Source organism: Soonwooa buanensis (assembly GCF_900167905.1).
Taxonomy (GTDB): domain Bacteria; phylum Bacteroidota; class Bacteroidia; order Flavobacteriales; family Weeksellaceae; genus Soonwooa; species Soonwooa buanensis.
Genome location: NZ_FUYZ01000006.1, coordinates 106,349 through 119,161, shown reverse-complemented (window position 1 = coordinate 119,161; position 12,813 = coordinate 106,349). Strand labels below are relative to the sequence as shown.

The following is a 12,813-nucleotide window of genomic DNA, read 5'->3' as shown; positions in this document are numbered from 1 at the left end:
AATCATGAAAAAATTAGTTTTCACGTTCAGTTTTTTGTTATTAAATGTTATGATTTTTGCGCAAACTATTATCGGAAGTTGGCAAGGCGAACTCGAATTTTCAGGGCAAAAACTTCCGTTAATTTTTAATCTTAGCGGTACTCCAGAAAACTTAATAGCAACAATGGATAGCCCAAAGCAAGGCGCCAAAGGCATTCCTGTTGAAAAAGCTAGCTTTAATAATAATCAACTCAATCTTAATTCAGAAAAACTAAACATTACTTATCTCGGTATTTTTAAAGACAATAAAATCACTGGAAAGTTTATGCAGAGCGGCTTAAGCTTTGATCTGATTTTAACACCTTATTCAAGAAATGAAAATGTTGTTCTCGAACGACCACAAACTCCAAAACCGCCTTTCGATTATTTCACCGAAAATATTAGTTTTAAAAACCCAAAAGACAGTAATACACTTGCAGGAACTATTAGTCTACCGAAGGATAAAAAAGATTTTCCAATTGCAATTTTAATAACAGGTTCTGGCGCTCAAAACCGAGATGAGGAAATTGCTGGTCACAAGCCTTTCGCTGTTATCGCAGATGATTTTGCTAAAAAAGGAATCGGAACATTAAGACTTGATGATCGTGGTATCGGCGAATCTTCGGTTGGTTCTCGCAACGATACATCCGCTAACTTCGGAGGAGACATTGATGCCGCAGTAGATTTTTTATTAAAACGTGGTTACAAAAATATAGGTTTGGTTGGTCATAGCGAAGGTGGTATGATTGCACCAATGGTCGCCGTTAAAAATCCAAATGTAAAATTTATTGTTTCGCTTGCCGGTCCTGGCGTTGCGATCAATCAATTGATGTATCAACAAAACGAAGATATTCTGAAACAAGCTGGACTTCCCGAAGATATCGTAAAAAAAGATTTGGATCAGAAAAAAGCGATGTTTGATTACATTGCAAATTATAAGGGCAAAAATATTACTGCTGACTTTTCTGATTTTTTGACGAAAACATTTCCTAATTTAAATCCACAAGAAAAATCCGCATATTCTCAACTAACACAGCCTTGGATGGCTTATTTCCTTCAATACAAACCTGCAGAAAACTGGTCTAAAATCAAAATCCCCGTATTAGCGCTTAACGGAAGTTTAGATTTACAAGTTTCTGCGAAATCAAATCTAGAAGCCATTAAAATGGCTTTGACTAAAGCTGGTAACAAAAATTTTAAAACTGAAGAAATTGCTGGTCTCAATCATCTTTTCCAAACGGCTAAAACAGGAAGCGTCGACGAATACGGAGAAATCACAGAAACTATTTCACCGAAAATTTTAGATATAGTTTCGAGTTGGATTTTAAGCTTAAAAAATTAATTTTCAGTACTTTTGCAATTAGTAAAAATGAAAGAAAAATGAGTCTAAAAGCCGTATTATTTGATATGGATGGTGTTATCGTAGACACCGAACCACTGCACAGAAAAGCTTATTTCGGGATGTTCAAACATTATGGAATGGATGTCAGCGAAGAGTTGTTCAAAACTTTTACAGGTCGCACAACCGATAGCGTTTGTTTAGAATTAATTGATAAATACAATCTCGACGCCCAAAAGGAAGAACTGGTAAAAAAGAAGCGTGAAATCTTCAAGGAACTTTTTGACAACGATCCAGAATTTGATTTGCTTCCAGGCGTAAGGAGTTTAATCCAACATTATTTTGACAACAACATCAAATTGGTTTTAGCATCATCGGCTTCTAACACGACGATCGAAATGGTTTTTAATAAATTTGAATTAGATCCGTTTTTTATTGGAAAAATTAGTGGCGCAGATCTCAAGGAGTCAAAACCTCATCCAGAAATATTTCTTCGCGCTGCCGAAATCGCCAACGAACCGATTGAACATTGTATGGTGATTGAAGATTCAACCAACGGAATTTTGGCGTCCCATCGCGCTGGTATTTTTTGTGCCGCTTACAAAAGCGAACATACTTTGGGGCAAGATTATACATTAGCCAATACTTTAGTTGACAATTATAAAGAATTGGAACTGTCTAAAATTGCAAAACATTTCAACTAAAACTAAACAAAATTTTGGATTTATAAAGCGCATCTCGAAAGAATTTAATTTAAACAAAATCAAATATTCTTGTTATAAACCTAAACATATCTATCAAACATTAAATTTTAACACTACAATCCATTGACAATCAGTTATATTTTTGTACCTTAGGAATAACCAAATTCCAAAGTCATGTATGTAGATAGAAAAATTTTAGAGGAGAAAAATGATAAAGAATTAGAACTTTACATTTCTCCCAATGATCGATATGTTTCAAAATCGATTGAATATGCTTTTAATATTTTAAAAAATAGAGGACGCCGATTTAGCCTTCAAGAGGAAGAGCAAATTCGACATCTTATTAATGATAAAAAAAGAACGGAGGAAATCCATATCCACGAAAATCATATAAAAGCTGGGAATCTCGTGTATCTTTCTGGCGCAATCGGGATAGGAATTTTCATATGGAAGTTCGACCAATTACCACATCCAGCTTATAATGTGATTCCATTTTTAGCTTTAGTTGTCATTTTTATTATGGGATATCTTATGCAAAAAGGTGTCGACTGGATGAGATTTATTTTGCTAGGATTTGTCGTCGTCGGGACTTTAGCAATGCCTATTGTTGTGATGAATATTCTTAATGATCCAATCTTAACGATAGCTAACGCAATACAAGGTGTTTTACAAATTTGGGCTTTAGTCTTAATGTACAAAATCCCAGAAAATTGCAGAAATAAAGATTAAAAAAAGGCAGGAAAATTATTCCTGCCTTTTATATTTTTAGTAACCTAAAAGTTTCAGTACATCTTGCGGCTGTTGCGCTTCCTGAAAGACTTCATAGGTAAAATTACCTTCATCATCTTGATTAATCAAAATATGTTTTGGCTGTGGAATCAAACAATGATGTACACCGCCGTAACCACTAATCGTATCTTGATAAGCTCCGGTATGGAAGAAACCTATATATAAAGGTTTTGTATCGTTATACACCGGCAAATAAATTGCGTTGGTATGTTGTTCTGAATTGTAATAATCATCAGAATCGCAAGTCAATCCACCAAGGAAAACTCTCTCGTAAGTATCATCCCAACGGTTAAGCGGAAGCATGATAAAGTGACGAGAAATGGCCCAAGTATCTGGCAAAGTCGTCATGAAAGATGAGTCAATCATATTCCATTTTTCTCTATCGTTTTGACGTTTCTGAGAAACGATTCTATAAAGCGTAGCGCCACTTTCACCTACTGTAAAACTACCAAATTCGGTATAGATATTTGGTGCTTCAACGCCTTCTTCTTCACAGAATTTTTTAATTTGAGAAACGATTTCATCAATCATATATTGATAATCGTAATCAAAATTCAAAGAAGTTTTAATCGGGAAACCTCCACCAATATTAAGAGAATCTACTTCTGGCGCAATCTTCTTAAGACGGGCATAAACACGAAGACACTTGTACAATTCGTTCCAATAATACGAGGTATCTTTAATACCAGTATTAATGAAGAAATGCAACATTTTTAGTCTCGCATTGGGGTGTTCAGCGATTTTTTGACTATAATAAGGGATGATATCGCGATATCCAATGCCTAATCGAGAAGTATAAAATTCGAATTTCGGTTCTTCTTCCGACGCAATACGAATCCCGATATTAAAAGTTGTGTCGATACTTTCTGTAAGCTTATCCAATTCACGATAATTATCCAAAATCGGTGTTATATTTTCAAAACCTGAATTGATCATATCTGAAATCTTCGTCAAATAATCATCGGTTTTAAAACCATTACAAATCACTTCGATACTTTTGTCAAACTTCCCTTTGTCATGCAGACTTTTGACAATATCCATGTCAAACGCAGAAGAAGTCTCGATAGAAATATCATTCTTGATTGCTTCCTCAATCACAAATGCAAAATGACTCGACTTTGTACAATAACAATAGCGATAGTTTTTTTGATAATCGTGTTTTTCAAAAGCTTCTTTGAACCAAGCTTTTGCACGTTGGATATTTTGAGAAATTTTCGGAAGATAATTGAGTTTTAAAGGGGTTCCGTACTTTTCGACAACCTCCATCAAAGGAATATCGTGAAAGGTCAACTTATTCTCCTCAACATTGAATTCTTGTGTAGGAAAATAAAGGGTCTGATCAATTAACTCCGAATATTTTATTTTCATTTCTTAAATCCTGATTTTACAAATTATAGAAGTACAAAATTAAATAAAAAAAGATGCCAAATGCACCTTTTAATATTTTTTATGATAAACTTAATGTCCAACAAAAATTAGGAGATTTCCTTTTTCATATTTTATCGTAACCACATCATTTTCAGCAATATTACGCGTCCCGATGCGTTCTCCTATTTTTAAGTTTTCTTTGTAAAGTGGCCACTTCAATCCTTTTGTCGTAATACTTTCGGCTTTTGGAAACGGAAAAAGTGAAATCATCTTGCCTTGAACACTAGAAATTTCAAAATTTTTCGGAATAAAATAATAGCTTGAAAACTCATCAAAAAACTGAATTTTCATTTTGGATTTCATAAAATCGGCAACGCTTAAATTTCCTAAAAAATGATCCATTTCGCCGCCGCTTCCACCGTAAACATCAACAATTTCAATTCCTTTTTCAAGGATAATTTCTAAAGCTTTTTGGAAATCGGTTTTGTTTTGGTCGGGCGTTTCTATAAATTTTTTGTCAACCAAATCTAATCGTTCATGCGAGTCAAAATCTCCAGAAATAAAATCTAATTTTGAAACAATTTCGGAATCAAATTTTAAAAGATAGTTTAATGCTCCGTCTGTACACGCCACCAAATCATATTGTGAAAAATCAACTAAATTTTTCGTTGGCTCACCATTTATATAAAGCAATGCTTTCTTCATTCGATAATGTAATTTAACTTCAGAATTTTCATTTATGAATCTAAACTAAGTTCTGTCATTTGGATTCCAATATTCTTCTGGCTCGTTTTCGATTTTTGAAATATATCTGGATAATACAAAAAGATAATCCGAAAGACGATTCAAGTATTTTATCAATTCTGGCCGAACTTCTTCGGATTCATTCAAGAAAACCATACTTCTTTCGGCTCTTCTGCAAACCGTTCTTGCTACGTGAAAATGTGTCGCCGCTTTTCCGCCTCCAGGTAAAATAAAATATTGAAGCGGTTCCAATTCCTCCTCAAAAGCATCAATCCAATTTTCTAATTCTTCAATTTCTTTTTCAGAAATCACCAATGGTAATCGAGCTTTCCCGTTTGCTAAAAACAATTTATCAATTGGAGTAGCTGCTTCGGAACCAACTGTAAACAAATCAAATTGAATTTTCTTCAATTGTTCTAAAACTCTAGAATCTGTAACATAAGATTTTGCAACTCCAATAAAAGCGTTGAGTTCATCGATGTTTCCGTAAGATTCTACACGCGAGCTCGCCTTAGAAATTCTTGTTCCGCCGTACAAACCAGTTTCGCCTTTGTCACCCGTTTTTGTATATACTTTGAATGTCATATTTATAGAATTAAAGCCTAAAAATACGGTTTTTTATCGCATTTTTAAGCTTCAAATAATTTATTTTGATGAAAATTAAATCTATGTTTTATTATAATAAAAACATCTTAAATTCTTAGGAAACTTCTACAAATTGGTAAATCACGTTTGTTTTTGGATTAACAATAATGGTTGATTTGTTTGGAAAACGCTTTATTCTGTAGAATTCTATTGATTTGTCGGTCTTAATTTCATTTAAAAAATTAGTATCCAAAACGCCTTCTGGAATAAATTTCTCAAAGAAACTTAGTTGGTCAATGAACTTTTGACCATCGATTTTCTTTGCTTCTTTATCCGATTTTGTTTCGTCCGTTGTTGGTTGAGCGGCCATTAATTGCAATAATTCAGTTTTGTCGGCTTTGTATTTTAAGAAATAAGCTGGACTTCCGTTCGGAAATTTCATTTTCTTGCCTTTAAACTCGGAAACAATATCCGTTTTTGCGTTTGGAAAAACCTCTTGAAAACTTACGTCTTGCGAATTTGTAAGCGAATTTATCGTTTCATTCACAGCTTTATCCATCGTTTCTTTTACTTGCTCTTGGGCTTTTTGCTTGACCGTTTCGGTGGCTTGATCGATGCTTTCGTTGATTTTCTCTTCAACTTTGTTACACGAAATCAATGTTAAAGCCAATATTGAAGCAATTGCAATATATTTTTTCATTCTTTTTAAAATTTTGAAATCTACATTCAACAATTAACTTGCCAAGATTTCCTATAAAAAATGAACGCGAAATCCCGTGTGAGGGCGGAGCCGGAAATCCTTTTGCCGACACGAAGTGGAGGTAAAAGATTGCAGGCGTAGACCGACCGCAAGCTGTGGGAGCGCGAGCGAAGCGAGCGCCAAAACGGCAAGCGGGCACACCCAAATAAAAAAAAAAAAAAAAAAAAAAAACAATATTAATAATCAGTTAATTACAAATTATTTTCATTTTTTTTGTAATAATTGGAAGACTTCCTAATCTTATAATCAGAATATTCTAAAACTGAGTTTATAATTTAAAATTTAAGAAAATGGAAACTTTACATACAGCTTTTTGGACAATTATTGGTGCAATATTGATTTTGAAAATCTTTAAATCTCAAAAACTAAATATTTTTAAAGGAATTTTCACAATGGGAATTTTGCTTGGCTCTATCTCGATGTTGAGCGCGCAATCGAAATACGATTTTGATGTAAAAATTGTGGGAAAAGGAACGCCGATTATTATGATTCCGGGCTTTAGTTCGAGTGGTGACGTGTGGAACGAAACTGCCGAACATTTGAAAAACAACTACGAATGTCATATTCTTACACTTCCTGGTTTTGCAGGTGTAAAACCAGTTGCTGGTGATTTTCTTCCTAAAATGCGTGACGAAATTATCACGTACACCAAAGAAAAACATCTGAAAAATCCAATTATTATGGGACATAGTTTAGGTGGATTTCTAAGTGCTTCAATTGCAAGTACGGAACCTCAACTTTTCAAAAAAGTGATTATTGTAGATGGCGTTCCGTTTTATCCAGCGTTGCAAAATCCAGCAATTACAGAGGAACAAGCAAAGCAATTCATCAATAAAGATGCGTCTGTTAAACAATTTACGTCGATGACGGACGAGCAACTAAAAGCGTTTTCTGAAAAAGGTGCTGCTGCTTTGGTTACCAATCCTGAAAAAGCAAAATTAGTTGCTTCTTGGGAAATGAAAAGCGATAGAACAACCTTAGGAACGGCTTTTTACGAAATGATGACCACCGATTTGCGAGGTGATTTAACAAAAATTATTTGTCCAGTTTTGGTGTTAGGAAGTAATTATGGAACGCTTGAACAATCTAGAACAATGCTTTCTGAACAATATAAAAATGTAAAAAACTTAACTTTACAAATTGCGGACGCTAAACATTTCATCATGTACGATAATCCGCAATGGTTTTACGATAATTTGGATAAATTCTTAAAAAATTAAGATGCCCTCACAAGAATATTTCAACGAAATATATAAGGAGTTTGCGCCAGGAATTAGGAAACTTTGCTTGAGTTACACAGGTGATACCGACAAGGCGAAAGATGTTCTGCAAGAGACTTTCATAGCGGTTTGGCAAAATCTGGAACAGTTCAGAAATGATGCAAAATTGAGCACTTGGATTTACAGAATTGCCGTAAATAAATGCCTAATGAGTCTCGAAAAGCAAAAGCGAACGGAAAGAATTTCTGACGCAAAACTCCCCAATATTGCAGACGAACCGAGCGATGACCGTCAACAAGACATCCAGATTCTTCACAAAAGTATTCACCAACTAAAGGAAGCCGACAGAATTATTATTTCTTTGGTTTTGGAGGAAAAAGCTTACGAAGAAATTGCAGAGATTACAGGAATTACCGAAAATAATCTGCGTGTGAAAATTCATAGAATAAAAAAAGAACTTACCGAAATTTTTAAAGAAAATGCAAGACTTCAATGATATACAACAGCTTTGGAAATCGAACTCGGAGCCCGCTCCAGAACTAAAGTTTGATTTTTCTAAAATGACAAACAGCCAGCAAAAAATGATTCGTAAAGAAAGAATTGGAAGCATTTTGCTAAGCTTAACAGCAATCTATATTTTAGGATTGGCATATTTTATAGATTTTCGACATCCGAGTGTGACGCTTTATTTTGCCATGTTTGCAGTTGCTCTCATCTGCCTTTTGCAAGCTATCGTTTCTTTTGTAAATGCAAAAAAAATAAAAGAAATTGATGAAAATGCAGAGCCTTCTAAATATCTTCAACAATGGCAAAACTATAATGAATACAGAAAAAAATTAGTCCGTTGGAATATACCTTTGTATTTTATTTTGTTAAGTGCTGCGTTAGGACTTTATATGGTTGAAGTGCTGCAAGATGGTAGTTTACAGTTTAAAATTATCGCTTATGCCTTAACTTTTGGATGGATTTTGTTCGCTTATTTCTATTTAGGAAAACGTCAATTAAGAAAAACGGAAAATCGCATCAATTCTATTATTTCTGAACTTCAGAATTTGGAAAACCAGTTTAAATAAAGTAAATGTTAAATGTTTAAATTTTAATTTAATAAAAATTGACGAAATTAATTCTCAATTAAAAATCATAAATTTCAAAATTAATAATATCGAGAATCTTTATAAGCTTCTCGATATTTTTTTTGAAGAACCACTTACATTCATATAAATTATCAAATTAACCAACTTCCAAATTTTCAAATTAACTATTCCTCATCTTTATAAGTTTTCACCAACAAATCAAGGTTCAAACTTCGGGCGGAAGCATCAAAAATTTCTTTATAAGTTCCGTCTAAATGATATAATTCATCGTGGTTTCCATGTTCTACCACTCGACCTTTTTTCATCACATAAATCGTATCCGAATCGATAATTTGTGACAACGAATGAGAAATAATCACCACCGTTCGTCCTTTTTTAATGGCATCCAACGAGTTTTTAATTTGTTCCGTTGCAATTGCATCCAAACTTGCTGTTGGTTCGTCTAAGAAAATAATAGGTGGATTTTTTAAGAACAATCTTGCAATTGCAATTCGTTGTTGTTGACCACCAGAAAGTTGCGTTGCATCATGCTGATAAGCCAATGGCAAATCTAAAACTTGTTCGTGTAAATAAGCTTTTTTCGCAGCTGCTTCTACTTCTTCAAAACTAGCGTTCATGTCGCCGTATCGAATATTATCTTCAATACTTCCTTTAAAAATGTGATTTTTTTGAAGCACCAAACCAATATCATCCCTCAAAAACGTATTGTCGTAATCGTTTAAATCTACATTATCCAACAAAATTTCGCCAGAATCTGGAAGATAAAATTTACACAGCAAATTAATCACCGTTGATTTTCCTGCGCCTGAAAGTCCGACCAATGCTGTGGTTTTACCATGTTCAATTAACATATTGACATCAAAGAGCGCTTGTGTTCCGTTGGGATAAGAGAAATTTACGTTTTGAAGTTCAAAAGTCCCTTTTATTTCTTTTTCAATAAATTTTCCGCTTGGTTCTTCCTCATCATCAGCATTCAAAATATCAAAATAACCTTCAGCATAAATCATCGCATCATTCATATCATCATAAATCCTGTGAAGCTGACGAATAGGCGAAGAAACGTTGTTGAACAACATAATATGCAACATAATTGCACCAATCGTCATCTGCTGATCGAGCACCAAATAAACCGTTAAAAGTATGATTAAAACAACGCCAATTTGCTCGATAAAAGTTTTTAATCCATCATAGAAAAAGTTCGTTTTACGCGTGTACAACTGACTTTCCATCAATTGCATCTGGAGATCGTATTGTTTTTTCCCTTCAAATTTTTCTCGAACAAAACTTTTAATCACCAAAATTGAATTGATGAGATTGAGTAACCCAGAAGTTTTTTCTTCACGCTGATTTCTCAATGTTCGTCGGACTCCCGAAAGCTTTTTAGCTTGTAAATTGCTTACCCAAAAATAAATAGGAACAATAATCGTGGAAACCAAACCGACATACACATTCTGCATGTACATCACGATTAACGCAATAATCGATGTTGTGAAAAGTGGTAAAATATCGATAAAAAAGTTTTGCACAAGCTTTGTTAAACTTTCAATCCCTCTATCGATACGGGTTTGAAGTTTTCCAGATTCATGGTTTTCATCATTGAAATAAGAAACTTTGTAAGTCAGAATTTTATCAATTGCGCGCTGCGCTAGCTCTGAACTGACATTAATTCTAATTTTTTCGCCATAAAATTTCTGTCCAAAATTGATAAAGATATTCGCAATTTCCTTCACCAAAAGAATAATCGAAATAACGACCAAAACATGAATACCTTCTTTCATCGGATGCGGCAAATCTATCAATTTTTGCACCTCATCAACGGTATATTTCAGGACAATTGGGTTGACTTGCGCCGCCAAAGCGCCTAACAAAGTAAGAAGCAGCGTCCAAAAAATCATCAAACGATAAGGCTTAATGAAAGGTTGAAGCTGCTTAAATATTCCAAAAATTGTGATGGTTCGGTTGAAAGGATTTTTCATATTTCAATTTGCGAACCATAAATGTAGGAAAAATATGAGTTAGATGGGACGAGTTTCGGGTTTTAAGGTTTAAGGTTTAAGGTTTAAGGTTTAAAGTTAATCATATTTTAAACTTGTAATATTAAGATAAACCTCTATCACGTTTCACATATCTCGAATATCGCAACTCGTATCCCGAACCTCGCATCTCTAATGCGGCAATTTTTCACGGAATTTACCGTAAACCCAAGTTCCCAAAATGGCTGAAAGTAGCGTCACCGTTACGACCAAAGCGCCAGTTCCGATTTGCGCAAACAATGGTCCTGGACAAGCGCCTGTAATCGCCCAGCCAAATCCGAAGATTAATCCGCCATAAATTTGACCTTTGTTGAATTTTTTGTCTGCGATTTTTATAGGTTCGCCATCCAAAGATTTGATTTTGAATTTTTTGATTAACCAAACCGACAACATTGCCGTCACAACGGCACTTCCGATAACGCCGTACATGTGGAAAGATTGCAAACGGAACATTTCCTGAATTCTAAACCAACTGATGAGTTCGGCTTTTGTGATGACGATTCCGAAGAATATTCCGGCTATTAAAAATTTTATATAATCTAATGTTTTCATTTTTTAAATTTTGATTTGAATTGCAAGTTTTGAGTTTTAAGCTTAAGGTTTCACATCCTTAAATCTTGATTCTAGGCTCTTGATTCTAGGCTCTTTACAATGATAAAATCCATGGCATTACGAAATTAGCAACGATGAAGCCGCCTAACATAAAGCAAATGGTTGCAACCAAAGATGGCCACTGAAGATTTGATAATCCCATGATGGAATGTCCGCTTGTACAACCGCCTGCGTAACGCGTTCCGAAGCCGACTAAAAATCCGCCAACGACGAATAAAAAGAAGCCTTTTAATGAAAATAAAGTTTCCCAGTTCATGAAATCAGATGGAATTAAACTTGAGAAATCTGTAATTCCGTAACCTGCTAATTCTGTTTTTAGATTTGGGTTAACATCGACTGGTTGCCCATTTGAAAGAAAATTAAAAGCAATAAAACCGCCGATTAAAATTCCGAAAACGAAAACTAAATTCCAGATTTCGCTTTTCCAATTGTATTTAAAAAACGGAATATTCGATGGCGCACAAGACGCACAAATATGTCTTAACGACGACGAAATTCCAAAAGTTTTGTTCGCTAAAATAAGCAACATTGGGACTGTAAGTCCGATTAAAGGTCCCGCAACATACCATGGCCACGGATTTTTTATAAGTTCTAACATTTTTTTTAAGATTTTAGATGCTAGAACCAAGAATCAAGATTTGAGATATTTTTTTCATATCACTTCTTGGCTCTTGGTTCATGATTCTTGATTCTATTTTTTTATAACTTCTAGCTCAACAAAGATTTCACTGCCTTTTCTTGGAGGAATTGAATTGTAACATTCTTCCATTTTTTTGATTTTGAAATAAGGTTCAAAAATGGGTTTGTATTCGCAGGGACAACCACCAAACGGAGGTCCTTGATGTTCGAAAACCGTATCAAACATAACGCCTACAATTTTACCATTTGGCTGCAAAAGTTCAGCAGATTTTTTCGCATAGTTTTCTCTCATTGATGGCGGAATTGCGCAGAAAAAAGTCTGTTCCAACATCAAATCATATTGTCCTTGATGTTCAAAAAAATCACCTAAAATCACTTTTATTTGAGGATCATTCCTGAATTTACTTTGCAAAATTTCGACTGCTTTAGGCGCAATATCGATGAGAGTAATATTTTGAAAACCATTCTTTAAAAGATATTCGGCTTCGTAAGCATTGCCACAACCAGGAATTAAAATCGAAATATTTTTATCCTCAATTTTATCCATATAATCAGTTATTACAGGTGATGCGTAGCCAACATCCCAAGCCGTTTCTTGATTTTCCCAACGTGTGTCCCAATATTTTTTGTCTAAAGGAAGGTCGCATTGCGTTACGCAACATTTTAGATCTTGATTTTTATTTTCTTCTGTATTCATTTTTATAGTTTAAAATTTGTCGCAAGGAAGGAATTTATTTCAAATTTAAAGTTGATGTATAATAATTAAAGATAAATCTATATTTTCATCAGATTTCTTTTAGCATTAAGGTCATTTCGAGTAGCGAAGCGTATCAAAAAATCTCTTTCAAAAAAGTTCTCGATACGATTTTTTCAAAATCTACTCGAACTGACGGAATACTTCAAAATTT

The 12,813-nt window shown here is 34.1% G+C and carries 14 protein-coding genes; 6 read left to right on the top strand and 8 right to left on the bottom strand.

The annotated features are described in order from the left end of the window. Positions 1-4: 4 nt before the first annotated feature. The 3 genes from B5X62_RS09850 (at position 5) to B5X62_RS09840 (ending at position 2,790) form a co-directional block, all read left to right on the top strand. Complete coding sequence (locus B5X62_RS09850) at positions 5-1,360, top strand: alpha/beta hydrolase family protein (RefSeq protein WP_079667258.1); 1,356 nt, start codon at positions 5-7, stop codon at positions 1,358-1,360. Positions 1,361-1,398: 38 nt separating this feature from the next. After that, positions 1,399-2,061, top strand: a complete 663-nt coding sequence (locus B5X62_RS09845) for an HAD family hydrolase (RefSeq protein WP_079667323.1) — start codon at positions 1,399-1,401, stop codon at positions 2,059-2,061. Positions 2,062-2,235: 174 nt separating this feature from the next. Further along, positions 2,236-2,790 (top strand): hypothetical protein, encoded by a 555-nt coding sequence (locus B5X62_RS09840; RefSeq protein ID WP_079667257.1) that lies wholly within the window; start codon positions 2,236-2,238, stop codon positions 2,788-2,790. Positions 2,791-2,826: 36 nt separating this feature from the next. Here B5X62_RS09840 and B5X62_RS09835 read toward each other — a convergent pair whose 3' ends face one another. The 4 genes from B5X62_RS09835 to B5X62_RS09820 form a co-directional block, all read right to left on the bottom strand. Next, positions 2,827-4,218 (bottom strand): type III PLP-dependent enzyme domain-containing protein, encoded by a 1,392-nt coding sequence (locus B5X62_RS09835; RefSeq protein ID WP_079667256.1) that lies wholly within the window; start codon positions 4,216-4,218, stop codon positions 2,827-2,829. A gap of 90 nt (positions 4,219-4,308) precedes the next feature. Beyond that, positions 4,309-4,923, bottom strand: coding sequence for a thiamine diphosphokinase (locus tag B5X62_RS09830; RefSeq protein ID WP_079667255.1), 615 nt, complete (start codon positions 4,921-4,923; stop codon positions 4,309-4,311). Positions 4,924-4,968: 45 nt separating this feature from the next. Next, positions 4,969-5,547 carry a cob(I)yrinic acid a,c-diamide adenosyltransferase gene (locus B5X62_RS09825; RefSeq protein WP_079667254.1) on the bottom strand — a complete coding sequence of 193 codons (579 nt, stop codon included), beginning with the start codon at positions 5,545-5,547 and terminating at the stop codon, positions 4,969-4,971. Positions 5,548-5,662: 115 nt separating this feature from the next. Beyond that, positions 5,663-6,247 carry a hypothetical protein gene (locus B5X62_RS09820; protein WP_144038351.1) on the bottom strand — a complete coding sequence of 195 codons (585 nt, stop codon included), beginning with the start codon at positions 6,245-6,247 and terminating at the stop codon, positions 5,663-5,665. A 350-nt stretch (positions 6,248-6,597) separates the two neighbouring features. On the opposite strand from B5X62_RS09820, the gene B5X62_RS09815 reads away from it, so the two are divergent. The 3 genes from B5X62_RS09815 (at position 6,598) to B5X62_RS09805 (ending at position 8,600) form a co-directional block, all read left to right on the top strand. Further along, entirely contained in the window at positions 6,598-7,527 is a 930-nt protein-coding gene (locus B5X62_RS09815) for an alpha/beta fold hydrolase (protein ID WP_079667252.1), read from the top strand. 1 nt (position 7,528) lies between these two features. After that, entirely contained in the window at positions 7,529-8,023 is a 495-nt protein-coding gene (locus B5X62_RS09810; RefSeq protein ID WP_079667251.1) for an RNA polymerase sigma factor, read from the top strand. Positions 8,024-8,087: 64 nt separating this feature from the next. After that, positions 8,088-8,600, top strand: a complete 513-nt coding sequence (locus B5X62_RS09805) for a hypothetical protein (RefSeq protein ID WP_144038350.1) — start codon at positions 8,088-8,090, stop codon at positions 8,598-8,600. A gap of 185 nt (positions 8,601-8,785) precedes the next feature. On the opposite strand, the gene B5X62_RS09800 is transcribed toward B5X62_RS09805, so the two are convergent. From B5X62_RS09800 to B5X62_RS09785, 4 genes are all read right to left on the bottom strand, one after another. Beyond that, positions 8,786-10,516, bottom strand: coding sequence for an ABC transporter ATP-binding protein (locus B5X62_RS09800; RefSeq protein ID WP_079667322.1), 1,731 nt, complete (start codon positions 10,514-10,516; stop codon positions 8,786-8,788). Between the two features lie 270 nt (positions 10,517-10,786). Then, the gene (locus B5X62_RS09795) at positions 10,787-11,206 is read right to left on the bottom strand and encodes a DUF6691 family protein (RefSeq protein ID WP_079667249.1); all 420 of its coding nucleotides are present in this window, start codon (positions 11,204-11,206) and stop codon (positions 10,787-10,789) included. 94 nt (positions 11,207-11,300) lie between these two features. Then, positions 11,301-11,864, bottom strand: coding sequence for a YeeE/YedE family protein (locus B5X62_RS09790; protein ID WP_079667248.1), 564 nt, complete (start codon positions 11,862-11,864; stop codon positions 11,301-11,303). A 93-nt stretch (positions 11,865-11,957) separates the two neighbouring features. Beyond that, the gene (locus B5X62_RS09785; protein WP_079667247.1) at positions 11,958-12,602 is read right to left on the bottom strand and encodes a methyltransferase domain-containing protein; all 645 of its coding nucleotides are present in this window, start codon (positions 12,600-12,602) and stop codon (positions 11,958-11,960) included. Positions 12,603-12,813 lie beyond the last annotated feature (211 nt).

Bases quoted from the DNA above. Each gene is read 5' to 3' on its own strand.
- B5X62_RS09835 (WP_079667256.1), bottom strand. From the start codon at position 4,218: ATGAAAATAAAATATTCGGAGTTAATTGATCAGACCCTTTATTTTCCT.
- B5X62_RS09805 (WP_144038350.1), top strand. From the start codon at position 8,088: ATGACAAACAGCCAGCAAAAAATGATTCGTAAAGAAAGAATTGGAAGC.
- B5X62_RS09815 (WP_079667252.1), top strand. From the start codon at position 6,598: ATGGAAACTTTACATACAGCTTTTTGGACAATTATTGGTGCAATATTG.
- B5X62_RS09850 (WP_079667258.1), top strand. From the start codon at position 5: ATGAAAAAATTAGTTTTCACGTTCAGTTTTTTGTTATTAAATGTTATG.
- B5X62_RS09790 (WP_079667248.1), bottom strand. From the start codon at position 11,864: ATGTTAGAACTTATAAAAAATCCGTGGCCATGGTATGTTGCGGGACCT.
- B5X62_RS09830 (WP_079667255.1), bottom strand. From the start codon at position 4,923: ATGAAGAAAGCATTGCTTTATATAAATGGTGAGCCAACGAAAAATTTA.
- B5X62_RS09785 (WP_079667247.1), bottom strand. From the start codon at position 12,602: ATGAATACAGAAGAAAATAAAAATCAAGATCTAAAATGTTGCGTAACG.
- B5X62_RS09825 (WP_079667254.1), bottom strand. From the start codon at position 5,547: ATGACATTCAAAGTATATACAAAAACGGGTGACAAAGGCGAAACTGGT.
- B5X62_RS09845 (WP_079667323.1), top strand. From the start codon at position 1,399: ATGAGTCTAAAAGCCGTATTATTTGATATGGATGGTGTTATCGTAGAC.
- B5X62_RS09820 (WP_144038351.1), bottom strand. From the start codon at position 6,247: ATGAAAAAATATATTGCAATTGCTTCAATATTGGCTTTAACATTGATT.
- B5X62_RS09800 (WP_079667322.1), bottom strand. From the start codon at position 10,516: ATGATTTTTTGGACGCTGCTTCTTACTTTGTTAGGCGCTTTGGCGGCG.
- B5X62_RS09795 (WP_079667249.1), bottom strand. From the start codon at position 11,206: ATGAAAACATTAGATTATATAAAATTTTTAATAGCCGGAATATTCTTC.
- B5X62_RS09810 (WP_079667251.1), top strand. From the start codon at position 7,529: ATGCCCTCACAAGAATATTTCAACGAAATATATAAGGAGTTTGCGCCA.
- B5X62_RS09840 (WP_079667257.1), top strand. From the start codon at position 2,236: ATGTATGTAGATAGAAAAATTTTAGAGGAGAAAAATGATAAAGAATTA.